At 67.1% G+C, this 21,956-nt stretch carries 25 protein-coding genes and 1 pseudogene; 8 read left to right on the top strand and 18 right to left on the bottom strand.

The window, feature by feature from the left end; all coding sequences use genetic code 11:
* Nucleotides 1-68 precede the first annotated feature (68 nt).
* Nucleotides 69-1,590 (top strand): annotated as a pseudogene (locus tag QO058_RS31530) (sensor histidine kinase).
* Between the two features lie 11 nt (nucleotides 1,591-1,601).
* Here QO058_RS31530 and QO058_RS25725 read toward each other — a convergent pair.
* On the bottom strand, nucleotides 1,602-1,949 hold the full coding sequence (locus tag QO058_RS25725) for a winged helix-turn-helix transcriptional regulator (RefSeq protein WP_284169049.1): 348 nt from the start codon (nucleotides 1,947-1,949) through the stop codon (nucleotides 1,602-1,604).
* Between the two features lie 107 nt (nucleotides 1,950-2,056).
* Between QO058_RS25725 and QO058_RS31255 the strand changes: the two genes are divergently transcribed.
* Both QO058_RS31255 and QO058_RS31250 read left to right on the top strand, forming a co-directional pair.
* A complete protein-coding gene (locus QO058_RS31255) occupies nucleotides 2,057-2,482 on the top strand; it encodes a glutathione S-transferase (protein ID WP_347975520.1) in 426 nt (141 codons plus the stop codon).
* 13 nt (nucleotides 2,483-2,495) lie between these two features.
* Nucleotides 2,496-2,759 carry a glutathione binding-like protein gene (locus QO058_RS31250; protein WP_347975519.1) on the top strand — a complete coding sequence of 88 codons (264 nt, stop codon included), beginning with the start codon at nucleotides 2,496-2,498 and terminating at the stop codon, nucleotides 2,757-2,759.
* Between the two features lie 46 nt (nucleotides 2,760-2,805).
* Here QO058_RS31250 and cobT read toward each other — a convergent pair whose 3' ends face one another.
* Complete coding sequence (gene cobT / locus QO058_RS25715) at nucleotides 2,806-3,828, bottom strand: nicotinate-nucleotide--dimethylbenzimidazole phosphoribosyltransferase (RefSeq protein WP_432212082.1); 1,023 nt, start codon at nucleotides 3,826-3,828, stop codon at nucleotides 2,806-2,808.
* 115 nt (nucleotides 3,829-3,943) lie between these two features.
* Here cobT and cobS point away from each other — a divergent pair, with 115 nt between their 5' ends.
* Nucleotides 3,944-4,789, top strand: a complete 846-nt coding sequence (cobS, locus tag QO058_RS25710; RefSeq protein ID WP_284169047.1) for an adenosylcobinamide-GDP ribazoletransferase — start codon at nucleotides 3,944-3,946, stop codon at nucleotides 4,787-4,789.
* Entirely contained in the window at nucleotides 4,789-4,989 is a 201-nt protein-coding gene (locus tag QO058_RS25705; RefSeq protein ID WP_284169046.1) for a DUF1289 domain-containing protein, read from the top strand. Before cobS ends, QO058_RS25705 begins: the two co-directional genes overlap by 1 nt.
* Here the strand turns inward: QO058_RS25705 and QO058_RS25700 are convergent.
* The 4 genes from QO058_RS25700 to dusA form a co-directional block, all read right to left on the bottom strand.
* Entirely contained in the window at nucleotides 4,946-5,413 is a 468-nt protein-coding gene (locus QO058_RS25700; protein ID WP_284169045.1) for a GNAT family N-acetyltransferase, read from the bottom strand. The two genes, QO058_RS25705 and QO058_RS25700, sit on opposite strands and share 44 nt — an antisense overlap.
* Nucleotides 5,414-5,424: 11 nt before the next feature.
* On the bottom strand, nucleotides 5,425-6,258 hold the full coding sequence (locus QO058_RS25695) for a sulfite exporter TauE/SafE family protein (RefSeq protein WP_284173023.1): 834 nt from the start codon (nucleotides 6,256-6,258) through the stop codon (nucleotides 5,425-5,427).
* Between the two features lie 125 nt (nucleotides 6,259-6,383).
* Nucleotides 6,384-6,824: a PaaI family thioesterase gene (locus QO058_RS25690; protein WP_284169044.1), complete on the bottom strand. Its 441-nt coding sequence runs from the start codon at nucleotides 6,822-6,824 to the stop codon at nucleotides 6,384-6,386.
* A 19-nt stretch (nucleotides 6,825-6,843) separates the two neighbouring features.
* Complete coding sequence (gene dusA / locus QO058_RS25685) at nucleotides 6,844-7,893, bottom strand: tRNA dihydrouridine(20/20a) synthase DusA (protein WP_284169043.1); 1,050 nt, start codon at nucleotides 7,891-7,893, stop codon at nucleotides 6,844-6,846.
* 592 nt (nucleotides 7,894-8,485) lie between these two features.
* Between dusA and QO058_RS25680 the strand changes: the two genes are divergently transcribed.
* Nucleotides 8,486-8,617: a hypothetical protein gene (locus QO058_RS25680; RefSeq protein WP_284169042.1), complete on the top strand. Its 132-nt coding sequence runs from the start codon at nucleotides 8,486-8,488 to the stop codon at nucleotides 8,615-8,617.
* 117 nt (nucleotides 8,618-8,734) lie between these two features.
* Here QO058_RS25680 and QO058_RS25675 read toward each other — a convergent pair whose 3' ends face one another.
* Nucleotides 8,735-9,175: a hypothetical protein gene (locus QO058_RS25675; protein ID WP_284169041.1), complete on the bottom strand. Its 441-nt coding sequence runs from the start codon at nucleotides 9,173-9,175 to the stop codon at nucleotides 8,735-8,737.
* 119 nt (nucleotides 9,176-9,294) lie between these two features.
* On the opposite strand from QO058_RS25675, the gene QO058_RS25670 reads away from it, so the two are divergent.
* Nucleotides 9,295-9,702 carry a MarR family winged helix-turn-helix transcriptional regulator gene (locus QO058_RS25670; RefSeq protein ID WP_284169040.1) on the top strand — a complete coding sequence of 136 codons (408 nt, stop codon included), beginning with the start codon at nucleotides 9,295-9,297 and terminating at the stop codon, nucleotides 9,700-9,702.
* Between the two features lie 14 nt (nucleotides 9,703-9,716).
* Here the strand turns inward: QO058_RS25670 and QO058_RS25665 are convergent, their stop codons facing one another.
* The 7 genes from QO058_RS25665 to QO058_RS25635 form a co-directional block, all read right to left on the bottom strand.
* Complete coding sequence (locus QO058_RS25665; protein ID WP_284169039.1) at nucleotides 9,717-11,078, bottom strand: methyl-accepting chemotaxis protein; 1,362 nt, start codon at nucleotides 11,076-11,078, stop codon at nucleotides 9,717-9,719.
* On the bottom strand, nucleotides 11,075-11,884 hold the full coding sequence (locus QO058_RS25660; RefSeq protein ID WP_284169037.1) for a cache domain-containing protein: 810 nt from the start codon (nucleotides 11,882-11,884) through the stop codon (nucleotides 11,075-11,077). The genes QO058_RS25665 and QO058_RS25660 overlap by 4 nt, the downstream gene beginning before the upstream one ends.
* A gap of 150 nt (nucleotides 11,885-12,034) precedes the next feature.
* Nucleotides 12,035-12,829, bottom strand: a complete 795-nt coding sequence (locus tag QO058_RS25655; protein WP_284169035.1) for an amino acid ABC transporter ATP-binding protein — start codon at nucleotides 12,827-12,829, stop codon at nucleotides 12,035-12,037.
* On the bottom strand, nucleotides 12,826-13,737 hold the full coding sequence (locus QO058_RS25650) for an amino acid ABC transporter permease (protein WP_284169033.1): 912 nt from the start codon (nucleotides 13,735-13,737) through the stop codon (nucleotides 12,826-12,828). Before QO058_RS25650 ends, QO058_RS25655 begins: the two co-directional genes overlap by 4 nt.
* 11 nt (nucleotides 13,738-13,748) lie before the next feature.
* Complete coding sequence (locus QO058_RS25645; protein WP_284169031.1) at nucleotides 13,749-14,645, bottom strand: ABC transporter substrate-binding protein; 897 nt, start codon at nucleotides 14,643-14,645, stop codon at nucleotides 13,749-13,751.
* Between the two features lie 45 nt (nucleotides 14,646-14,690).
* Nucleotides 14,691-15,482, bottom strand: coding sequence for a deaminated glutathione amidase (locus tag QO058_RS25640; RefSeq protein WP_284169030.1), 792 nt, complete (start codon nucleotides 15,480-15,482; stop codon nucleotides 14,691-14,693).
* The gene (locus QO058_RS25635) at nucleotides 15,479-16,444 is read right to left on the bottom strand and encodes a substrate-binding domain-containing protein (RefSeq protein ID WP_347976623.1); all 966 of its coding nucleotides are present in this window, start codon (nucleotides 16,442-16,444) and stop codon (nucleotides 15,479-15,481) included. Before QO058_RS25635 ends, QO058_RS25640 begins: the two co-directional genes overlap by 4 nt.
* A 112-nt stretch (nucleotides 16,445-16,556) precedes the next feature.
* On the opposite strand from QO058_RS25635, the gene QO058_RS25630 reads away from it, so the two are divergent.
* Nucleotides 16,557-17,894 carry an aminotransferase-like domain-containing protein gene (locus tag QO058_RS25630; protein ID WP_284169028.1) on the top strand — a complete coding sequence of 446 codons (1,338 nt, stop codon included), beginning with the start codon at nucleotides 16,557-16,559 and terminating at the stop codon, nucleotides 17,892-17,894.
* Here the strand turns inward: QO058_RS25630 and QO058_RS25625 are convergent.
* The 4 genes from QO058_RS25625 to QO058_RS25610 form a co-directional block, all read right to left on the bottom strand.
* Nucleotides 17,885-18,601, bottom strand: a complete 717-nt coding sequence (locus tag QO058_RS25625) for a GntR family transcriptional regulator (RefSeq protein ID WP_284169027.1) — start codon at nucleotides 18,599-18,601, stop codon at nucleotides 17,885-17,887. The two genes, QO058_RS25630 and QO058_RS25625, sit on opposite strands and share 10 nt — an antisense overlap.
* A gap of 66 nt (nucleotides 18,602-18,667) precedes the next feature.
* On the bottom strand, nucleotides 18,668-19,429 hold the full coding sequence (gene cobF, locus QO058_RS25620; RefSeq protein WP_284169026.1) for a precorrin-6A synthase (deacetylating): 762 nt from the start codon (nucleotides 19,427-19,429) through the stop codon (nucleotides 18,668-18,670).
* Between the two features lie 275 nt (nucleotides 19,430-19,704).
* A complete protein-coding gene (locus QO058_RS25615; protein WP_284169025.1) occupies nucleotides 19,705-20,850 on the bottom strand; it encodes an amidohydrolase in 1,146 nt (381 codons plus the stop codon).
* A gap of 102 nt (nucleotides 20,851-20,952) precedes the next feature.
* Nucleotides 20,953-21,930 (bottom strand): DNA topoisomerase IB, encoded by a 978-nt coding sequence (locus QO058_RS25610; RefSeq protein WP_432212081.1) that lies wholly within the window; start codon nucleotides 21,928-21,930, stop codon nucleotides 20,953-20,955.
* Nucleotides 21,931-21,956 lie beyond the last annotated feature (26 nt).

The raw sequence follows: 21,956 nt of genomic DNA, 5'->3' as shown, positions 1-21,956 counted from the left end.
TTCTCGCCCATCATGGCGAGCCGGGGTGCGACGGTTGTACCGCCGGGCAGGAGCCTTTTCCTCGGACCATGGCGGAACTGACAGCCGAACAGGTGCAGCGTGGTCGCGGACCCGATCCGTCCGTGCTGGCGCGCCGCAAGCTGATCAACCGCGAGGTTCGTTCGGCGCGCGAGAAGTTGACCTCATCGACCGGGCTCCAGCGCGCCTTCGATTACGAACTCATCCGCGTCTTCGCGCAGTACCGGTTGCACGGCACAGCGGGCACCTTGCTGCTCGCGTTCCTGGTCGCCGCCGCAGCCTGCGTCTGGGTCCCGTTCTATCAAGTCTCGGGCTGGCTGTGCCTGGTCGTGCTGACCGCCGGCTTCACCGCCGTGCTGTGCCGGCGTTTTCTGGCCGAACCTCCGGCCGCCGCACGCGTCGCGTTCTGGCGCAAGCTCCTGCCCGCGGCCGAATTGCTGCACGGCTTGTCCTGGGCGCTGCTTGCAGGCCTCTTCGTCGGCATCGAGGCGCCCGGCGCCCGCTTCTTCCTGATGACGGCGCTGCTGATGGTGAGCGCGCTCACCGTCACGCTGGCAGCGGCGATCCCGATCGCGGTCTACTCCGCCCTCGTGCCGATCGTCGGGGCGATCGTGCTGTCGTTCAGCGGCCGCAGCGACATCGACAGCGTCACCATGCTGCTGATGGCGGCCAGCGCCCAGCTCTTCTTCATCTTCCTGACCAACCGGCTCTATTCCACCTCGGTCGAGACGATCGAATTCCGGGCCGAGAAGGACGCGCTGATCGCCGAACTCGAAACCGCCAAAGCCAACTCCGACGAAGCCCGGCGCAAGGCGGAAGAAGCCAACCTCGCCAAGTCGCGCTTCCTGGCGACGATGAGCCATGAGCTACGGACGCCGCTCAACGCCATTCTCGGCTTCTCCGAAGTGATGAAAACCGAGGTTTTCGGGCCGCACGCTAACGCCTCCTACAAGGAGTACTCCGGCGACATCCACTCCTCGGGTCAGCACCTGCTGACACTGATCAACGAGATTCTCGACCTGTCGCGCATCGAGTCCGGCAAGTATGAGCTCAGCGAGGAGGCGATCAGCCTCGCCGGGATTGCCGACGACGCCGCGCATATGCTCAACCTGCGCGCCAAGGCCAAGAGCCAGACCATCCGCCAGGCGACCGAGCCCGAGCTGCCGCGCATCTGGGCCGATGAGCGCGCCATCCGCCAGGCCGTGCTGAACATTCTAGCGAATGCGATCAAGTTCACCCCCGCAGGGCGGCGAGATCTCGATCAAGGTCGGCTGGACCGCCAATGGCGGACAATATGTCTCCATCACCGACAATGGCCCCGGCATCCCCGAGGACGAGATTCCGGTGGTGATGCAGACGTTCGGGCGCGGCTCGCTGGCGATCAAGACGGCCGAGCAGGGCTCGGGCCTGGGCCTGCCGATCGTGAAGGGACTGGTCGACCTGCACGGCGGCGGCTTCCGCATCAAGTCGACGCTCCGTGCCGGCACCGAAGTGACGATCACGCTTCCCGCCGAGCGCGTCATGGACACGCTGCCGGCCTTGCCGCACCCCGGTCAGCGCTCGGCGGCGTAGAATCTGCCGGGTTATGCGACCCGCGGGAGCTTCGGCACGCCCGCCCGCTCGGTCTCGGCTTGTTCCCACCAATCGCCGAGCGCATCGATCAGCGGCACGAGGCGAAGTCCCGCGGTCGTCAGCTCGTAGTCGACCCGGCGTGGGTAGCCGTCATGATCGATCCGGTGGACGATGCCGGCCGCTTCGAGCTTGCGCAGCTCAAGTGCAAGCATGCGGTGCGAGACGGTCGGATTGTCGCGCCTGAGCTCGCTGAAGCGCTTGGTGCCGTCCTTCAGATAGTAGAGCAGCAAGGTCGGCCAGCGGCCGCTCAACACCCGCATGACGCTTTCGATCGGGCAATCGGACACGACGTCCTTCATGTTCCGTTCCGCCTGGTTACAGAAAAGTGCGTGATTTACTTGGGAGGCGGGATGACTAGGTTCCAGCCCGCTGCGCAGCGTTTCCCGACACAAATGGAAAACGCAAGATGGAACCGATCCTCGTTTATGGCTACCCGGCCGGCACTTCGATGGGCCTGGTCGCGGCTCTCGAATGGCTTGGCCAGCCCTACAAGCTCTGCCGTGTCGACATGCTCGCCGAAATGCGCGAACCGGTCTACACCCGGATCAATCCGCGCGTCGAAACGCCGGTGCTGATCACCGATCAGAGCCGCCCGCTGACCGAGACCATGGCGATCGCCGCCTATCTGGAGGCCCGCGACACCGAACAGCGGATCAGCTTCGATCCGCTCTCGCCGGAAGCCGACCGCATGCACCAGCTGATGGGCTTCCTCAACACCGGCTTCACCGGCGCCTTCACGCCGCTCTGGGTGGCGCTGGAGCTGCCCGAGCCCGACCCGGAGTTCGAGGCGGCGTTGCGCCGATTCGGCCGCAAGGCGGGCCGAGCGTCATGACAAGCTCGAAGCCATGATCGGTGACGGGCGCTGGCTGGTCGGCGGCAAGCATACCCTGGCCGACGGCCTGCTCGCCGGCGTGGCGCGCTGGCTCGAATACCATGAGGTCGCCGAGCTCTCGCGCTGGCCGAAGCTACAGGCCCTGCGCCAGCGGGTCGAGGCCGATCCGGCAGTGGTCTATGCGGCGGCGCTGGAGCAAGGCGAAACACCGGCCGGCAGCGGCGCCTGCAAGGGCCATGTGTCGCTGGCCGAGGTGATCGAGCGCTTCGGCGCCTGACGAAACGAAGACGCGCCGGGTCGAAAACCCGGCGCAGCTTTCCCAATTATTCGGCCTTCCCCGACACCTGCGCCTGCGCGAACGTCGCCATGCCGGAATGGACGCCGGCCGCCGCCTTGACGAGGCCGGCGGCGAGCGCCGCACCCGTCCCCTCGCCGAGCCGCATGCCGAGCGCCAGCAAGGGCTGCTTGCCGAGATTGACCAGCGCGTCCGCATGGGCGCCCTCGGCCGAGAGATGGCCGGCAAGGCAATGGTCGAGCGCGGATGGATCGAGCGCGTGCAGGATCGCGGCAGCGGCGGTGACGACATAGCCGTCGAGGATCACCGGGATACGCTGCAGGCGGGCGGCGAGGACCGCGCCGCAGATCGCAGCCATCTCGCGGCCGCCAAAGCGGCGCAGCACTTCGAGCGGATCGGTGAGGTGATTGGCGTGCAGCTTCAGCCCGGCCTCGACCGCGGCGATCTTGCGCTTCAGGCCGTCATCGTCGACGCCGGTACCGCGGCCGCACCATTTGGCGGCGCCGCCGCCATAGAGCGCTGCGAAGATCGCGGCGGCCGAGGTAGTGTTGCCGATGCCCATCTCGCCGAGCGCGAGCAGATCGGCGCCGCCGGCGAGCGCCTCCATGCCGAAGGCCATGGTCGCGACGCAGGCCCGCTCGTCGAGCGCATCTTCTTGCGTGAAATCGGCGGTCGGCAGGTCGAGCGCGAGGTCGAAGACCTTGAAGCCGAGATCATAGGCCGCGCAGATCTGATTGATCGCGGCCCCGCCGGCGGCGAAATTCTCCAGCATCTGGCGCGTCACCGCCTGCGGGAATGCCGAGACGCCCTGGGCGACTACGCCGTGATTGCCGGCGAAGACGCAGACCAGCGGCCGGTCGACCCGCGGCGGCGCCTTGCCCTGCCAGGCGGCGAGCCATTCGGCGATCTCCTCCAGCCGGCCGAGGCTGCCGGCCGGCTTGGTCAGCTCCTTGTCGCGGGCCCGCACGGCGTTGGCCGCCGCCATGTCGGGGCCCGGCATGCCGGCGATGAGGTTGCGGATATCGTCGAAGGGCAGGCCGGAGGCGGGCATCGCAGACATCTGAGGAGCCGATCTTGAAAGCCTAGGGAATCGAGCGGCATGAGGTCGCCGCCGCGTTGCCGCTGCTGCTATAGGCTGGAGTGGACGAAGACAATCCGAGGGCAGCGTGGCGCAAACCGACAGCGATGATGCGACGCAGGCGCCGCCGCCGACATGGCCGGGCTGGCTGATCGCCACCGCGACCTGCATCCGCTTCTATTCGCGCCTGCCGGTGCCGGCGCTGCCGGGCGAGAGCGCGCATGCCCTGCCGGATTTCCGGCTGGTGCCGCGTGCCCTGCCCTTCGCGGCGCTGGTGATCGCGTTACCGGCGATCCTCATCGCGCTGCTCGCGAGCCTTGCGGGTGTCAACGCCTTGCTGGCAGCGACTCTCGCCGTGACCGCGCTCGTGCTGACGACCGGCGCCTTCCACGAAGACGGGCTCGCCGACTCGGCCGATGGGCTGTTCGGCGGGCATACGCCGGAGCGGCGGCTGGAGATCATGAAGGACAGCCGCGTCGGCACTTTCGGGGCGCTGGCGCTCGGCCTCTCGCTGCTGCTGCGGGTGACTGCGCTCGCCGCGATCCAGCAAGGCGCCGGAGCGTGGGCGCTCGCCGCCGCCGTGCTCGTCGCGGCACCCTGGTCGCGCGTCGAGGGCATCCGCATCCTCGCCACGACCCCGCCGACCCGGCGCGACGGTGCTTCCGCCTCTGTTGGACGACCGGAGCGGTCTGTATTGCCGGTCGCGTACGGATTATCAGGCGCCCTCGCCCTGCTTTTGATCGCCACGGGCGCCCTCCCCCTCGCCGGTGTCGTCCTCGGCTTCATGCTGTCGGCACTGGCGACATACTGGCTGTCGCGCATCGCCATCCGCCTTATCGGTGGCCAGACCGGCGACATTCTCGGCGCGGTGCAGCAGCTCGGCGAAATCGCGATCTATCTCGGCCTCGCCATCGTCATCGGCTGGGGTGGGTGATGAGCGCGATTTCCAGCCCCTGCATCAAGATTTGCGTGATCGACCCGGTGAACAAGCTCTGCCAGGGCTGCGGGCGGACCCTGCAGGAGATCGCGCAATGGTCGCGCTTCAGCGAGACGGAGCGCCTCGCCATCATGGCAACGCTGGAAGAGCGGCTCAGCCGTCAGCAAGACGGCGAAGAGCCTCGCCGGTCAGCCTGAAGAAGACCTTCTCCGGTTGCGGCGTCGCGCCGAGGCTCTCGTAGAAGCGCAGCAGGCGCTCATTGTCGCGCGCCGCCGTCCAGTCGATCCGGCCGAGGCCGCATGCGAGCGCAAGCCGCGCCAGCTCCGCGAGCAGCGCCCGGCCGGCGCCGAGCCCACGGGCCGCTTCGGCGACATAGATTTCCTTGAGGAAGCAGCCTGCCTTCAGACCGGGGCCGGGATAGATCGCCGAGAAGGCGGCGAAGCCGACGAGCGCGCCGTCCTGCTCGGCGACGAGTAGCTCTGTTCCCTCGGGCCGGTTCGCCAGCCCGGCCCTGATCTCGGTATCCGGCGGACAGGGCACGCGGTAATGCGCCTGCATCTGCGCCATCAAACCGGCGAGCGCAGGATGATCAGCCTCCTCGCAAGGGCGCACGGCAACCATGGTTCCCACCCTCAGGCGATCAGCGACCAGAAGAAGCGGGCGCAGACCACCAGCAGGAAGATGCCGAAGGCGACCTCCAGCCGGCGCTTCGACAGCCGATGCGCCAGGCGCGCGCCGATCGGCGCCGTCCAGATCGAGGTCGGGATGAAGAGCAGGAAGCCGATGAAGGAGACATAGCCGAGCGAGAGCGGCGGCAGGATGTCCATCTTCGGCCAGCCGGCATAGATGTAGCCGAGCGCGCCGGGGATCGAGATCAGAATGCCGAGCCCGGACGAGGTCGCCACCGCCTGGTGGATCGGCCGGCCATAGAAGGTCATGAACAGGCTGGAGAGCTGGCCGCCGCCAATGCCCATCAGCGACGAGAGCACGCCGATGATCACGCCATAGATCCGCATCAGGAACGGCCCAGGCATATCGTCGCCGAGCTTCCAGCGGTCGGAGGCGAAGAGCAGGCGCATGGCGCTGGCGAAGGCGACCGCGACGAAGACCGCCTTGAACAGGTCCGGCGGCGCATAGCGCGCGATCAGGCTGCCGCCGATGACGCCGAGCACGACCGGCACGGCCCAGACCCGGATGATCGAGGTGTCGACCATGCCCTTGGCGAGATGAGCCCGGTAGGAGCGGATCGACGTCGGGATGATCACCGCCAGCGAGGTTCCGACCACGAGCGGCATGCGCACCTCCTCCGGCACGCCGATCACCCGGAAGACCTCGTAGAGCACCGGCACGATCATCGCGCCGCCGCCGACGCCGAACAGGCCGGCGAGCAGGCCGGTGACAGCGCCGGCCGCGACAAGCGACAACGCAAGGAAAATCAAATCGTTCAGGGCAATGCCGGCGATCATCATGCACCAGGAGCAGGAAAGCTGGGGCTGCTCTTAGGCATCTGGCCGGAAAGGGCAAGGTTCAGCCGGCAGGGCAGGCATGCGCCGACCCGCCTGCCGCGCCACATCGCCGTGCAGGCCGGGGCTCAGTCGCTCACGCCTTCGCGCGCGGCAATCGCCATGCAGGTCGCCGTCAGCATGGCGCAAAGCTTCGCCTTACCCGCGGTCACGGCGAAGACCTCGGCCATGGCGAGCGTCAGGGTGCGGCCGGCTTTGACCACCTTGCCCTTGGCGACGAGTTCGTCGCCGGTCGCGGGTGCCAGCAGATTGATCTTGAACTCGGCGGTGAGGACGCCGTTGCCGGCCGGCATGGTGGTCAGCGCAGCATAGCCAGCGGCGCTGTCGGCGATGGTCGAGACCGCGCCGGCATGGACGAAACCGTGCTGCTGGCAGAGATGGGCCGAGACCGGCATGGTGATCTCGACCTCACCCGGCGCGACACGGACAAGCCGAGCGCCGAGTGTCGCCATGAAGGCCTGCTTGCTGAAGCTCGCCTCGATGCGGGCGACGAGGGCGGGGTCAGTCATAGCGTCAGCCGTCATTGTCTCACTCTGCCGCGAGGGCCGGAGCCTCGCGCTCGACATGAGCGATCGCAGCGCGCAGGTCGGCGAGGCCGGCGCCGACTGCGACGCAGTACTCGGAAAGATGGCGCCGGAACAGGCGCGAGCCGCGCCGTCCCGGGAACAGCCCGACGAGGTGGCGGGTGAAGGCGTGCAGACGCCCTCCCCGTTCAAGATGGGCAGCGATGAAGGGTTCGAGCGCTTCCAGCATCTCGAAGGCGTCGACAACCGGTGCGTCCTCGCCAAAGAGCAGCGGGTCGACCGAAAGCAGCACCTCGGGATTCTGGTAGGCCTCGCGGCCGAGCATGACGCCGTCGAGATGCTCAAGATGCGGCAGCCATTCCTCCGGCTGCCGGATGCCGCCGTTCAGCGAGATGATCAGATCGGCGTTAGCGGCCTTGAGGCGATAGGCGCGCTCATAGTCGAGCGGCGGGATCTCGCGGTTCTCCTTGGGCGAGAGCCCCTGCAACCAGGCCTTTCGGGCATGGACGACGAGCGCATCGACGCCGGCTGCACGCACGGTCGCAGTCAAGGCATCAAGCGCCGCTTCTGGATCCTGATCGTCGACGCCGATGCGGCATTTCACCGTGACGGGGATCGAAACGGCCGCCTTCATCGCCGCGACGCAATCGCCGACGAGCGCCGGCTCGCGCATCAGGCAGGCGCCGAAGGCCCCGCCCTGGACGCGGTCGGATGGGCAGCCGCAGTTCAGGTTGATCTCGTCATAGCCGAAATCGGCGCCGATCTTCGCCGCCTGCGCCAACAGCACCGGATCATTGCCACCGAGCTGAAGCACGACCGGATGCTCGACGTCGTCGAAACCGATCAGCCGCTGCCGGTCGCCGCGGATCACTGCCTGCGCCGTCACCATCTCGGTATAGAGCCGGGCGCGGCGCGACAGCAGGCGATGGACGATCCGACAATGCCGGTCAGTCCAGTCCATCATGGGCGCCACGGTGAAGCGCCATGCGTTCAGCTGGGCCGCATTGTCCTTACTTTCCAATATCTTGAATCCATTCCTGCATAACCAGCCCATATCAGCGCTTTGCAAGCCACTGCAAGGCTATTCAGGCACCGAGGGCGTCTGCTGCACCAGAGAAGGGCCTGTTGCACCGGCAGCCCCAACCTAGCACGCCAGCGCGCTGACGGGACAGGCGACGATCCGCGCCGAGCCTCCGGCAAGACCGCCGCGGCTCCCGCAGGTCGAATTACCGCCCAAAATGGCTGCTCGATTGCGCCTCTCACAGGAGAAACGACATGCGCTTGACGATCGTCATCATAGCTTTGGCTCTCTCCGGCTGCAGCGGCGCCGACCAGCCCACTGGAGTCGCCAGGAACCTGACCGTGGGAACTGCGCAGTGCTCCAAGTTTTCCTGGGGCACATCTCAAATGGCCGAGTGCCTCGATCGGGCAGCGGCCAGCCAGTCGGCAACGGTCGCCGGGACGAGGGACGGCGATAGCGGATGATGCCTTTGCCGCGTTGAACCCAGCTCCCCGACGCGCTTGCCGAGGCCATCACAAGACAGCGAGATCGCAAGGCACCTGCCCACAAGGCTTGTGCACTGCAGCAATTGTTCATATCTAACCCGTGCCGAAGCAACCTCCCAACCATTCGAAAGGAGCGATCCATGCTGGAACGGCACGAGTGTGAGTGCGTGCTCGAAACCGAGCGCGACCGCGAGGAGAACCACGAAGCGCAAGAGCAGGACGCCACCGAAGCGTTCTCGCCGCGTGACCACCAGGCGGGCTTCTGGAGCTAACCGCTGACACGAGTGCGGAGGGCATTGATGCCCTCCGCCGACCGCGGCAACCGCGGAACAAGTACCTCTCACGATTTTTGCGCAGGCGAAGATGAGTGATGGGCTCGGATCGAGCCGTCACCCTAGCCTCAACCCGCAGGCCGCGCCGAAAGCAGCCAGCGTGGCCAAGCTGGTCAGCAGTGCCAGCGGGAACCGCATCAGGCTGCGCCGCGTCCAGTCACGGGCGACCGACTCGTCGACCGTCTCCGCCTTCTCGAACGCGATCGCCTTCGGGATCATGTCGAAGGCCGACCAGACTCTCAACGCAACATGTGCGGCGAGAGCCAGCAGCAAGGCCTTGCGGACACCGTCGTTGCCCCAACTCAGATAAAGCGCGACGAGCAGGACGAGTTCAAAGGCGGTATGGGCCGGAATCCAGAACCCGGCACGCCAGATCCCGCCCTTCCGGGGCTGGACGATCTCAGGCTTGCGGGGCCAGGCCCGGTCGACGACGCTATGCTCGAAAATGCCGCCGCCGAGCCCGATATTGGCAAGAAGCGCCGCCAAGGCGGTAGACATGATGGTCGCATCCATGAATTATCTCATTCACTAATTATCTTTGTAACAAAGATATGATCCAGACCCCCTCTCCAAGTCAAGACGAGGCGATCGCGCGCCTGACGACAGCGCTCCGCCGCATGGGCGCCGCCAGTGCTCTGCACAGCCAGGCGGTCGCAAAACGGGTCGGCCTCGCCCCGGTCGACCTCGAATGCCTCGACATGATCCTGCTGGCCGGTCCTGTGACCGCCGGGCAGATCATGGAGCATACCAAGCTGACCAGCGGCGCCGTGACCGGCCTGATCGATCGGCTCGCGAAGAAGGGCTATGTCGAGCGGGCCATCGACCCGCAGGATCGCCGCAAGGTCATCGTCCGGATCCTGCCGGAGGCGATTCAGCCGATCCAGGATCTCTTCGTTCCGATGGCCGAGCGTTCGGCGGCGATCATGGCGCAATACAGCGTCGAGGAGCTCGACCTGATCGCCGGCTTCGTCGAAAAGGGCACCAGGATCGCGCTGGAGCGCGCAAAGGAGCTCGACGAGGGCTGAGGATCGGCTCGCTTTCAGGCTGCATGGCGCGCAGAGCTTGACGAGACCTGCATCCGCGATGGTTCGGGCGCTTCGAGGCTGAAATAGGAGACCAGCGCGGCGAGCCTGTCGGCTTCCTGGGCCAGGGCCTGCGAGGCGGCGGTCGACTGCTCGGCCATGGCGGCATTCTGCTGCGTCGCCTGGTCCATCTCGTTGACCGCGGTGTTGACCTCCTGCAGCCCGGTCGCCTGCTCCTGGGCCGCCGAGGCGATCTCGGCGACCAGCGAGGTGGCGCGGGTGATCTCACCGGACATCCGCTCCAGCGCCGTTCCGGTCTGGCCGACCAGCGCGACACCCTTCTCGACCTCGATGCTCGAGGCGGTGATCAGCCCCTTGATCTCCTTGGCCGCATCCGCCGAGCGCTGGGCCAGCGCCCGCACTTCCGAGGCGACCACGGCGAAGCCCTTGCCGGCATCGCCGGCGCGCGCCGCCTCGACCGAGGCGTTGAGCGCGAGCAGATTGGTCTGGAAGGCGATCTCGTCGATGACGCCGACGATCTGCGAGATCTCGTCGGACGATTTCTCAATGCCGCTCATGGCGGCGACGGCCTCACGCACGATCTGGCCGGACTGCTCGGCCTCGCCCTTGACCTGGGTGGTGGCGAGGCTCGCCTGGCGCGCGCCCTCGGCGGTCTGGCGCACGGTCGCGGTCAGCTGGTCGAGCGCCGTCGCGGTCTCCTCGACCGAGGAGGCCTGCTGCTCGGTGCGGCTGGCGAGGTCGTCGGCCGCCTGGCTGATCTCGCCGGCGCCCGCCTTCATGCTCTCGGTGTTCGTCGCGATCTGCCGCATCGTGTCGCGCAGCTTTCCGATCGACGCGTTGAAGTCGTCCTTCAATTTGGCATAGGCGGCCGCGACCGGCTGGTCGATGCGATAGCCGAGATTGCCATTGGCCAGATGCTCCAGCCCGGTGCCCAGCGCCGAGACCACGACCGCCAACTGCCCGGTGGCTTCCTGGCGCTCGGCTTCGTTGCGCACCCTCTCGGCATCAGCGGCGTGGCGCTGGGCCTCGATCTCCCGCTCGGCATGGTGCTTTTCGGCGGCAATGGCCTCCTTTTCGACCGCAGCGCGCTTGAAGACGTCGACGGCCTGGGCCATCTCGCCGATCTCGTCACGGCGCGACAGCGAGGGAACGAGCACGTCGCGGTCGCCCTGCGCCAGCGCCGTCATCGTGCGGGTCATGCCGCGCACCGGGGCGGCGATCCAGCGGTTCAGCATCCAGGCGCAGACGATCGCCGAGATCAGGCTGACGAGCGCGACCAGGGCCGAGGCAGACAGCGCGGCGTCCATGATCGAGCTGAGCGCGGAAATGTCGGAGACGAGCGCATAGGCTCCGATCACGTCGCCCCTGTAGTCCCTGACGGGCGCGTAGACGATCGCGCTGTCGCGCCCGCCAATGGCGAGGCGTTGGACCTCGGTCGTTCCCCCAGACCAAGACGCAGGCTCTCCTGCGACAGCAGGCCGTCATCGGCAAGAGTCGAGGCGAAGCGCTTGAGCTCGCCATTGGCGAGGACGAAGAAAGCGATGTCGTTTCCGGACATTTTCTTGAACGCGTCGAAGAACGCCTGGCCAAAGCCAAGGCCGACCTCGACGGTCCCGACGGCCTTCCCCTCGAAGCGGACCGGCATCACGCCGCGCACGCCGAGGCCCTCGACGCCGTTCTCAAGGCCGAAGACCGGCTTGCCCGCCTTGTTGGCTTCGACGACCGTGAAGCGGAAGGAGGACAGGTCGTCGCCGAACTTCTCCGGGCGATGGGCGCGCAGGAACGAGGTGGCCGGCGCGACATGGAACTGCAGCTGGACGACGCCGTCATTCGCCTTCAGCGCGGCGAAGCCGGGAACGGTCGCCGCGGCCAGAGCCTCCCGGTCACCGGCGGCGAAGCGCGCCTGGATCTGGGCATTGCTCGCGATGACATGCGCCATGGAGACGGCGCGCTTGATCTCGCTGTCCAGGCTGGTGCGCAGGGTCTCCTGGGCACTCGTCATTTCTCGCGCGATCGTCTCGGTCAGGATCCGGTTGCCGAGGCGCTGGGTCGAAAAGGCGCCGGCCGCGGCGACGAGTGCGACGGCTGCCGTCAGGGCCATGCCGGTGACCGCGCCGACACCTGTCAGGCGAAAGCGCTGCCGCGGCGATTGCGGACGGCCCATGCTCAGTCTCCTCCGGTCTTCTCACCTCTTTCCATCAAGATATTCGGATATCTGATAATGATCGTTTAACGTTAACCATGACGCCTGCCGGGCCGCCAAAGCAGCCCGGCGCGCTTGCGCCAGGAGATAACTCTGAGGGTTTGCGCCCGCTCAGGCCGCTTCGCGGATGAAGCGGCTGAGGAAGAGCCTCGTGCGCGGATGGCTCGGATTGGCCAGCACCTCCTCCGGCCTCCCCTGCTCCACGACGAGGCCGCCATCCATGAAGACGACGCGGTCGGCCGCCTCGCGGGCAAAGCCGATCTCATGGGTGACGACGATCATGGTCAGGCCCTGACCGGCAAGATCGCGCATCGTCGACAGCACCTCGCCGACGAGCTCGGGATCGAGCGCCGAGGTCGGCTCGTCGAACAGCATCAGCTTCGGCCGGATCGCCAGCGCTCGGGCGATCGCGACGCGCTGCTGCTGGCCACCGGAGAGCTGGCGCGGATAGGCGTTGGCCTTCTCTGTCAGGCCGATGCGGCCGAGCAGTTCCATGGCATAGTCGGTCGCTTCCTTGCGACTACGGCCATGGACGCCGACCGGTGCCTCGATGATGTTCTCCAGCGCCGTCATGTGCGGGAAGAGGTTGAACTGCTGGAAGACCATGCCGATCTGGCGGCGCTGCGCCGCGATGGCGTGGGCTGAAAGCTTGATCAGGCGCTCGCCGTTCAGCCGGTAGCCGATCTGCTCGCCGGCGACCATGATCGAGCCACGATCGATCGCCTCGAGATGGTTGATGCAGCGCAGGAAGGTCGACTTGCCGGAGCCCGATGGGCCGAGGACGACGACGACCTCGCCCGGCATGACGTCGAGGTCGATGCCCTTCAGCACCTCGTTGCTGCCGAAGGATTTATGGACGTTGCGGGCGCTGACCAGCGGCGCGGCGTCGGTCGCGATCGCGTTCATGGCGTCGGCTCCGCAATGACGGGCATGCGCTCCGTCGCGCCGCGCTCGCCGCGGGCATAGTAGCGCTCGATGAAGCCCTGGCCGATGTTCAGGACGGTGGTGATGACGAGATACCAGATCACCGCGACCATCAGCATCGGGACGACCTCGAAGGTGCGGTTGTAGACCGCCTGCACCGAATAGAGCAGATCGGCCATGGCGATGACGCTGACCAGCGAGGTCGCCTTGATCATGCTGATCAACTGGTTGCCGGTCGGCGGCACGATCGAGCGCATCGCCTGGGGAATGATGACCCGCCACAGCGCCCGCGCCCGGGTCATGCCGAAGGCGTCGCTCGCCTCGGTCTGACCTTTGTCAACCGAGAGCAGGCCGCCGCGGATGATCTCGGCCATATAGGCAGCCTCGTTGAGCGAGAGGCCGGCGATCGCCGCCGTCATCGGCGTGATCAGGTCGTTGGTGTGCCAGCTGACGAGCGTCGGCCCGAACGGGATCGATATCGAGATCTCAGGGAAGAGCGTCGAGAGATTGTACCAGAAGATCAGCTGGACCAGCAGCGGCGTGCCGCGGAAGAACCAGATGAAGAGCCCGGCAAAACCGCTGAACAACCGGTCGTCGGAAAGCCGGGCGATCGCCAGCAACAGGCCGATGATGACGCCGATCACCATCGCGACGACAGTGAGCCCGAGTGTGACATAGAGCCCGCGCAGGATCGATTCCGCCGTGAACCATTGCGCCACGACAGGCCAGCCGAAATTCGGATTCCAGGCGACGATCCAGGCGAAATTGGCGCTGACCGCGAGCACGAAGGCCCAGAGCAGCCAGCGCCCCCATTCGACCGGACGGTGGGCGTTGGCAACGTCGCGCAGCGTCGCCTGCCGGTCATGCATCGGCTCAGCCGCGCTGCTCATGGCCCGCTCGCTCAGTTCTTCGAGAGGTTGATGCCGGGCTCGCCGATCATGTTGTTGTCGAGCCCCCATTTCTTGAAGATCGCCTCATAGGTGCCGTTCGCCTTGAGCACCTTGATCGAGGCCAGCAGGACTTCGCCCAGCGGCGACCCTTTCGGCACGACCGCGCCCTGGAACAGGTCCTGGAAGCCATTGGCCTTGCCGACCGCGGCGAGTTCGAGGTCGCCCTTGGCCTGCTGGACGAAATAGGTCAGCGGCGCCTGCGAGGAGAAGAAGCCGTCGGAGCGGCGCGAGCGGACCGAAAGGATCGAGGTCGGCTGATCGGTGAAGGACATCACCTCCAGCGCCGGCTTGCCCTCGGCCGCACATTTCTCGGCCTGCGCCTTGATCACCTTTTCGGCCGAGCCGGCCGACATCACCGCGATCTTCTTGCCGCAGGTGTCGTCGAGGCTGGCGATCGCCTTCGGATTGCCCTTCTGCACCGCGAAGATCACGAATTCGCGGACATAGTCGACGAAGTCGTTGGCCTCCTGGCGCGACTTGAAGTCGCCGATCGGGCCCATGGCGAACTGGAAACGGCCGGCGGCGATGCCGCTCAGCGCCGCGGCGAGCCCGCTCACCGTCGCATGCTCGATCTTGACGCCGAGCAGCTGGCCGATCGCGTCGGAGAGCTCGGCACTGGCGCCGGTCATGGTCTTGGCGTCGGTGACGATCTCGTAGGGCGGGAAGGAGCCGTTGTTGACCGAGATCATCTTGCCGGCAGTGCGGATAGCCTCCGGCAATTTGGCGCGCAGGGCCTCGTCGACCTTCTGCTCGGGGATCTTGATGCTGGCGTCCTGGGCGCAGGCCGGGCCTTGCAGGAGTACCGCAGCCAGCGCGGCGGCCCCGGCGAATTTCACGATCATGTTCATGGCGACGTTCCCCTTTTTTGTCGTTTGGTCGAATGGCGCGCTCGCCTAGGCGGCGAGCTCCGGGCCGGCGAAGCGGCGATTGGCGAGGACCGGCAGCGCCGCACGCGCGGCTACGATGCGGGCCGGATCGATCTCAGCATAGATCAGCGCTGGGGCTTCGCCGGCGCGGGCGACGGCGACGCCGAGCGGATCGACCACCATGCTGGCGCCGATATTGCGCGGGCCGCATTCGCCGGTGGCGATGACGTAGCAGGTGTTCTCCAGCGCGCGGGCGGTGACCAGCACATCCCAATGCGCCTCCTTGCCGAGACCGCGCACCCAGGCGGCCGGCAGCAGCAGGACATCGGCGCCGTCGAGCGCGAGGCGACGGGCGAGCTCGGGGAAGCGGACGTCGTAGCAGGTCATCAGCCCGCATTTCAGGCCGGCGATCTCGAGCAGCGGCGGCACCTCGGTGCCGGGCTCGACATTGGTCGATTCCAGCGCCGAGAAGGCGTCGTAGAGGTGGAGCTTGCGATAGGCGGCAACGATGGCCCCGTCACGAACCGCGACATGGATATTGAAGACGCGCCCCTTGCCGTTGGGGACATGGATACAGAACAGGGTGGTCAGCGCCGAGCCCTTGCTCGCCTCGAGCACGCCCTGCATGAACGGGCCGTCGAGCGGCTGCGCCGTCTTAAGCACGATGTCGGGGTCGGTGATGTCGCGCGCCAGGATGCCCTCCGGCAGCAGCAGGAGATCGGCGCCAGCGGCCTTCGCCTCGCCCATCAAGCGGACGGAGGTGGCGAGGTTCTCCTGCCATTCGCGGCTGACGGCGAATTGTCCGAGCGCGGCTTTCACCAGTTGGCTCCTTCCAGCGCGGGGGCGGCCGGGAACAGGGTCTCGGGCGTCAGGACGGTCTCGGCGAGGTTCTGGATGCGCAGCTGCTCGATGAACGCGGTGATCATCGTCCGGTTCGCGGCGAGCCCGCTCGCATTCCAGTTCTCGGGCAGATCATGCCCGCTGCGGACCAACTCGTCGATCAGCCAGGGCGTGGTGTCGGCGTAGCGGCGGCGCTTTTCGAGCCAGACGCGCTGGCTTTCGTCGAGAAGATCGCTCAGCGCCTGCGGCAGCCAGGGCTCGCGGGCGGCGAGCTCGGGCTTGATGCCGATGATGTGCATGCCGGGCACGAAGCCGACCTTGGCGAAGTAATCGCGCTCGGCGGCGCGGACATCCGGCAGCAACGCACGGAAGCGCGAACCCTTTGCGAAGAAGCCGTTAGGCATGAACGGCATCAGCACCGCTGCGATCTCGCCGGCGGCGAGCAGGTCGAGCAGCGGCGGCTGGCCAGGCAGCGCCTCGATCCGGCCAGGACGGGCATAGCGCCCGACACGGTCGGTAATCGGGTGATCGGCAGCGAGGCGGCTGACGGCCCAGAAGGCATCGTCGATGCCGAGCCCGGCAGCGGCCATGGCGGCGCGCGTCCAGGTGTTGCCGGAATCCTGCCAGCCGGCGATGCCGATGCGCTTGCCGCACAGCTCCTCGAAGGAGGTCAGCTTGCTGTCCGCCGCCGTGACGACACAGCGGTGGCGGAAGCCGCGCATGATGAAGTTCGGGATGCCGACGACGCCGGTCTCGCCGCGGGCGCGACCGGTGGTGTAGCGGCTGAACGATATCTCGCTGGCGTCGAAACGCGGATCGCTGGCGAAATCGTCGGGAAGCGCGGCGAGGCGCTCGATCTTCAGCTCGAAGCGATCGGAAGCGAGGTCGCCGAGCAGCAGCGGTGTGATGAAGTCCCAGTCGCGCAGGGCCAGCCGGATCACAGGTTTCAAGCCATCGCCTCGCTGAACAGAAAACCTTGGACGAGGGGCACGATAAATGTTCAATCTATCTGATCAATCGCTATTACGTTCCTGAACATTCATTTTTGAGTCGATGAACGACGAACCCGACGCCTCTTGGCTGGCAAACCGCCTGACGCAGCGTACCGCGCGGGGGCTCGCGCTCGATCTGAGCCAGATGATCCGCTCCGGCCTGCTGCCGGTCGGCATGCGACTGCCGACGGTGCGCGAACTCGCCTTCCAGCTCGGGGTCAGCCCCGGCACGGTCTCGGAAGCCTGGAGCGAGCTGAAGCGGCAGAAGATCGTCTCGGGGCGCGGGCGCGGCGGCGCCTGGGTCAGCGGCGACAATGCAACGCCGCGGCCGACGCGGATGGCGAGCGTCGCCGATTTCGGGCCGGACGCGCTCGACCTCTCGCTGGCGGTTCCGGACGCCGCGCTGCTGCCGCCTCTGCGCGAGGCGCTGGTGCAGGCTGCCAGCGCGGAAAACCTCAACAGCTACGAGCGCACGCCGATCCTGCCGGCGCTGCGCGAGGCGGTGACGCCGCATTGGCCCTACCGACCGGACGCCTTTCTCGCCACCAATGGCGGCTACAACGCTGTCTACTCGGTGCTGCACGCGACCGTGCTGCCCGGCTCCTGTGTCGCGATCGAGGACCCGACGGCGATGCGGCTGCTCGACATCATCGAGGACCTCGGCGCCGAAATCCTGCCTGTCGCCCGCGACGCCGAAGGCCCCCTGCCGGCCGAGCTTGCGGCTGCGCTGGAGCGGCGGCCATCGGCGTTCATCTTCCAGCCGCGCACCCATTCGGTCACCGGCCAGCATGTCAGCGCTTCTCGGCTCGCGGAGCTCAGCCACGTGCTTGCGGGCAGTGACACGCTGGTGATCGAGGATGATGGCGTCGGCGACGTCTCGATCCATCGGCCGATCAGCCTGGGCGCTACGATGCCGGAGCGGGTCGTGCATATCCGCTCGTTCTCGAAATCGCTCGGCCCGGACCTTCGCATCGCCGTGCTGTCGGCGCCGGCCATGGTGATACGGCAGATCCAGTCCTACCGCAGCTTCTCCTCGGGCTGGACCAGCCGGCTGCTGCAGGCCGCGACTGCCTGGCTGCTGACCGATGCCGAGACCGGCCAGCGGGTCGCGGAGGCTCGCGCAATCTATGCCGAGCGCAGACGGACGCTGGTCTCCTGCCTCGCCGAGCGAGGGCTCGCCATGCCCGAGAGCGACGGGCTGTGCATCTGGGTGCCCGCGGAGTCCGAGCAATTCGCGCTGGTGACGCTGGCGGCGCATGGCATCGCGGTGCTGCCCGGCAGCAAATGCGCGATCAGGCCGACCGAGCATGTCCGGGTCGCCACGGCGATCCTGGCCGAGGGCCATGAGCGCGTCGCCGACGCACTGATCAAGGCGGCGCAGCGAGGCGATCAGCGCTGACGCGGCGCCCTGGTATGGGCCGGCAATTCCTCGTCCTCGAACAGGTCCGGATGCTCGGCGGCGATGCGCGGCAGCGCGTTCAGGATCTCACGCAGATGGATGCGCATGGCGGTCGCGGCGGTGTCGGCATCGCCGGTCTCGATCGCGTCGACGATGGCGTTGTGCTGGGTGATCAGCAGCGGGATCGGCGAGGTGCCCGGCAGCGAGAGATAGCGCACCCTGTCGGTCTGGGCGCGGGCGCTCTCGACCACCTTGCCGGCATAGTCGCAATCGACGATCTCGGCGATGGCCTGGTGGAAGGCCTCGTCCAGCACGGTGAAGCCGGAATAATCGTTGCGGCCGGCGGCAGCGGCCTGCTCGGCGATGAGACGGCGCAGGCGGGCGACGCCAGCGGGATCGATCAGCCGGCTCGCCGCCCGCGCCAGGGCGCATTCGACCGCCTCGCGCACGAAGCGGGCATTGGCGACCTCACGCATCGAGATCTTCATGACATAGGTGCCGCGGCTGGGCAGGATCTGCACCAGCCCGGCCTCCGAGAGCTTGATGAAGGCCTCGCGCACCGGCTGCCGGCTGACGCCGAAACGGCCGGCAATCTCCTTCTCCGACAGTGCTTCTCCAGGGCGAAGTTCGCTGGCGATGATCGCCTGGCGCAGGGCCGCGACGAGCTGCGGCGCGATCGGATCGCGAAGCCGGAGCGAGATGTCCATGAGTGAAACTCCTCGGCCAGCCGTGCCGATATTATACCGGTATGGTGGCCTAACGGCAAACGCCGCTCAGCCCTCGCGCCGCCTCAGCAGATAGGTGTCCATGATCCAGCCATTCTTGGCGCGGGCCGCTTCGCGGGTGCGGACGATCTCGTCCGAGATTTCTGCGAGCGGGCCGGAAGCCAGGATCTCCTGCGGCGCGCCGAGATAGGCGCCCCACCAGATGTCCAGGCCGGCGGGATCGATACTGGCGAAAGACTGCTCGCCGTCGAGCATGACGACGGTACTGCCGGCGTCGTCGCAGAAGCCGCCCTCGGCGAGCTTGCGACCGGTGGTGATGGTGATGGGCTCGCCGATCCGGTTCAGTACCAGCCTGTGCGCCGCAGCCAAGGCCTGGACGCTGGTGATGCCGGGGATGACGTCGTAGTCGAACGCCAATCCGCGGGCGCGCACGGCCTCGATGATCCGCAGCGTGCTGTCATAGAGCGAAGGGTCGCCCCAGACGAGCAATGCGCCGGTCTGATCCTCGCCGAGCTCTTCAAGGAACAGCCGCTCATAGCTTTCGGCGAGCGCCGCATGCCAGTCGTCGACGCTTCCGCGATAATCGTCGCCCGCCGCAGCACGCTTCGGCACGGAAAGCGGCACGGTGCGCCAGTTATCATGCTCGATATAGCGTCGGCAGATCTCCTCGCGCAGCTCACGCAGGGCGCCCTTCTCGGCGCCCTTGTCAGGTACGAAGACGACATCGGCGGTGTTGAGGGCCTTGATCGCCTGGATCGTCATGTGCTCGGGATTGCCGGCGCCGATGCCGATGATCCTGATCCTGCGCATGGGCACCTCTGCTCCGTTCGAGGTGCCGCATAACATGATCTGGTCAGGACGCGTCATGCTCGGGCGAAGATTTCAAGGTCAGGCTGCCCACACTTCCCTTCTCCCCCTTGCGGGAGAAGGTGGCGCGAAGCGCCGGATGAGGGGTCGCGCAGGTCTTCGAGAGTTCCGGGAAACATGGTGCCGGCCCAGCGATCAGTGTCGCGAGACCCCTCACCCTAACCCTCTCCCGCAGGGGGAGAGGGGACAAGTCGCGCCCAAGAATGACGGTCTTCCGACTACCCCAGCAGATTGCGGATCGTGCGCATGAAGACGCGGGCGCCGGGCGCGATCAGCGCATCGGGGAAATCATAGTCGGGATTGTGCAACGGCGGTGTGTCCTCGCCGGAGCCGAGCAGGAACATCGCCGATTTCGACGAGCGGCCAAACAGGCCGAAATCCTCGGAGCCGCGCTGCGGCGGCGTCTCGCCATGGCCGATGCCCTCCTCCTCGCAGGCACGACGCAGATGCGCCACCGCCTCGGGATCATTCTCGCAGTGATGGAAGACGTCGTGGTAATCCATCGTCACGGAGAGCCCGCCGGCAGAAGCCGCCTCGCGGACCAAAGCCTCGGCCTCGGCGCAGAGCGAGCCCATCAGCGAATCGTTGAGCGTGCGCAACGTCGTCCAAAGCTCGGCGCGGCCGGGGGTGATGCCGAAGGCCGGCTCGCCCATGTTGGCATGGGTGACCGTGACAAGCCGATAATTGCCCTCGAGGGCGCCGCCCTGGCCGAGTGCGGTCAGCTCCGGCATCAGGCGAGCGAGCGCCTTCATCGGCGAGACTGCATGCTCCGGCGTCGCGGCATGCGAGGTGTGACCGGTCAGCACGATTTTCAGCCCACGCGAGGCGCAGTTGGCCGGGCCTTCCGAAATCCGGACTGAGCCCAATGGCAGGCCAGGCTTGTTGTGCAGCGAGAAGGAGAAGTCGGGCGCGATCTCAGGGAATTTCGGATCGGCGATCACGGCGGCAGCCCCAGCTCCGGTCTCTTCGGCCGGCTGGAACAGCAGGATGGCTCGCCCGCGCTTCGGCCGCTGCCGGCCGAGCCCGCGCGACAGCGCCGCGACGGTGGTCATATGGCCGTCATGGCCGCAGAGATGGCCCTTGCCCGGCACCTGCGAGGAATGCGGCACGCCGGAAAGGTCCTCGATCGGCAGGGCGTCGAGCTCGGAGCGGATCAGCACGGTCGGGCCGGGCTCGGCGCCTTCATAAATCGCGGCGACGCCATGGCCGCCGAGGTCCGTGACGATGCGGTCGGGCGCGCTCGGCGCGAGGAAGCCGACGATCGCTTTTGCCGTCTCGCGCTCCTCGCCGGAAATCTCCGGCGCGCGGTGGAGGGCATGACGGAGCTCGATCAGCTCGACCATGTCGGAATTGGTGAGAAACATGCCTGGCGCTTCCTCGGATGATTTGGTCCGAGCTTGGCCAGCGCGCCGGCCGGGTTCAACCCCCGGCGCCGCCCGGCGCCTGCAGGCGGCCATGCATCCCGCTCACGCCGCCAGCAATCCCAGCGCCCGCTCGATGCGCGAACAACCGCCGCGGCCGCGCGCCTTGCGATAGGCGCGGCTGAGGCGCCCGCTGGCATAGGCGTCGACGACGATGGCGTGGACATAGCTCTTGCGCACTACGGCAGGCGTGTTGACCAGCCGCTCGGCGATGGCGCGCATGATGTCGGCGAGCTGGCGCTTGCGGCCGCGCTCGCTGGCGGCGATCTCGGTCGAGAGCAGGAGCTCGGCTGCCGCGGCGTTGGCGGCGAGCATGCGCAGGTCCTTGCTCGATATCGGCAGGCCGGCGACCTCTTTCAGATAGGCATTGATGTCAGCCGCATTGATGGTGGTGACCGAGCCATCCTCGGCGCGATACTGGAACAGACGCTTGCCGGGCAAGGTCTTCAGCCGCGTCAAAGCGCGGGCGAGCGGGGCATCGTCGCGGCCGCAGACGATGTCCTTGCCACCCTTGCCGCGGAAGGCGAGCGCGACGTGTTTGCCGGTGACTGAGACATGGCGCTTCAGCAGGGTCGAAGCACCATGGCTGCCATTGGTGCGGGCATAGACCTCGTTGCCAACGCGGATATGCAAGCGGTCGATGATCGCGGCGGCGCAGGCGAGCGCCTTGCCGCGCGAGAGCGTGCGATCCTTCAGATCGGCGGCGATGCGCTCGCGCAGCTTCGGCAAGGTATCGATCAAACGGCCGAGGCGCTTGAGCTTGCGACGCTCGCGCACCTTCTCCCAATCGGGATGATAGCGGTGCTGGATGCGCCCGGCATCGTCGCGCCCGGCCGCCTGGAGATGGGCGCGCGGATCGGCGGCGATCAGCACATCCTCATAGGCCGGCGGGATCGCCAGCGAGCGGATGCGCGCCAGCGTATCCTCATCGCAGATCTTGCCGCCGTCGGCATCGCGATAGCCGAAATTGCGGCCGATACGGACGCGGCGGATGGTGAGATCGTCGATGGTGGTACGGCGCAGGCGGCCTTTGCTCGCCTCAGCCTGTC

It is taken from the genome of Bosea vestrisii, assembly GCF_030144325.1.
Lineage (GTDB): Bacteria > Pseudomonadota > Alphaproteobacteria > Rhizobiales > Beijerinckiaceae > Allobosea > Allobosea vestrisii_A.
The sequence above is the reverse complement of the archived record's forward strand: the minus strand, read 5'-3'. Positions and strand labels throughout refer to the sequence as shown.

Excerpts from the sequence above, each read along its gene's own strand:
- QO058_RS25725 (WP_284169049.1), bottom strand. The coding sequence starts at position 1,949 with ATGAAGGACGTCGTGTCCGATTGCCCGATCGAAAGCGTCATGCGGGTG.
- QO058_RS31255 (WP_347975520.1), top strand. The coding sequence starts at position 2,057 with ATGGAACCGATCCTCGTTTATGGCTACCCGGCCGGCACTTCGATGGGC.
- QO058_RS31250 (WP_347975519.1), top strand. The coding sequence starts at position 2,496 with ATGATCGGTGACGGGCGCTGGCTGGTCGGCGGCAAGCATACCCTGGCC.
- cobT (WP_432212082.1), bottom strand. The coding sequence starts at position 3,828 with ATGCCCGCCTCCGGCCTGCCCTTCGACGATATCCGCAACCTCATCGCC.
- QO058_RS25705 (WP_284169046.1), top strand. The coding sequence starts at position 4,789 with ATGAGCGCGATTTCCAGCCCCTGCATCAAGATTTGCGTGATCGACCCG.
- QO058_RS25700 (WP_284169045.1), bottom strand. The coding sequence starts at position 5,413 with ATGGTTGCCGTGCGCCCTTGCGAGGAGGCTGATCATCCTGCGCTCGCC.
- QO058_RS25695 (WP_284173023.1), bottom strand. The coding sequence starts at position 6,258 with ATGATCGCCGGCATTGCCCTGAACGATTTGATTTTCCTTGCGTTGTCG.
- QO058_RS25690 (WP_284169044.1), bottom strand. The coding sequence starts at position 6,824 with ATGACTGACCCCGCCCTCGTCGCCCGCATCGAGGCGAGCTTCAGCAAG.
- dusA (WP_284169043.1), bottom strand. The coding sequence starts at position 7,893 with ATGGGCTGGTTATGCAGGAATGGATTCAAGATATTGGAAAGTAAGGAC.
- QO058_RS25680 (WP_284169042.1), top strand. The coding sequence starts at position 8,486 with ATGCTGGAACGGCACGAGTGTGAGTGCGTGCTCGAAACCGAGCGCGAC.
- QO058_RS25675 (WP_284169041.1), bottom strand. The coding sequence starts at position 9,175 with ATGTCTACCGCCTTGGCGGCGCTTCTTGCCAATATCGGGCTCGGCGGC.
- QO058_RS25670 (WP_284169040.1), top strand. The coding sequence starts at position 9,295 with ATGGGCGCCGCCAGTGCTCTGCACAGCCAGGCGGTCGCAAAACGGGTC.
- QO058_RS25660 (WP_284169037.1), bottom strand. The coding sequence starts at position 11,884 with ATGGGCCGTCCGCAATCGCCGCGGCAGCGCTTTCGCCTGACAGGTGTC.
- QO058_RS25655 (WP_284169035.1), bottom strand. The coding sequence starts at position 12,829 with ATGAACGCGATCGCGACCGACGCCGCGCCGCTGGTCAGCGCCCGCAAC.
- QO058_RS25650 (WP_284169033.1), bottom strand. The coding sequence starts at position 13,737 with ATGAGCAGCGCGGCTGAGCCGATGCATGACCGGCAGGCGACGCTGCGC.
- QO058_RS25645 (WP_284169031.1), bottom strand. The coding sequence starts at position 14,645 with ATGAACATGATCGTGAAATTCGCCGGGGCCGCCGCGCTGGCTGCGGTA.
- QO058_RS25630 (WP_284169028.1), top strand. The coding sequence starts at position 16,557 with ATGAACGACGAACCCGACGCCTCTTGGCTGGCAAACCGCCTGACGCAG.
- QO058_RS25625 (WP_284169027.1), bottom strand. The coding sequence starts at position 18,601 with ATGGACATCTCGCTCCGGCTTCGCGATCCGATCGCGCCGCAGCTCGTC.
- cobF (WP_284169026.1), bottom strand. The coding sequence starts at position 19,429 with ATGCGCAGGATCAGGATCATCGGCATCGGCGCCGGCAATCCCGAGCAC.
- QO058_RS25615 (WP_284169025.1), bottom strand. The coding sequence starts at position 20,850 with ATGTTTCTCACCAATTCCGACATGGTCGAGCTGATCGAGCTCCGTCAT.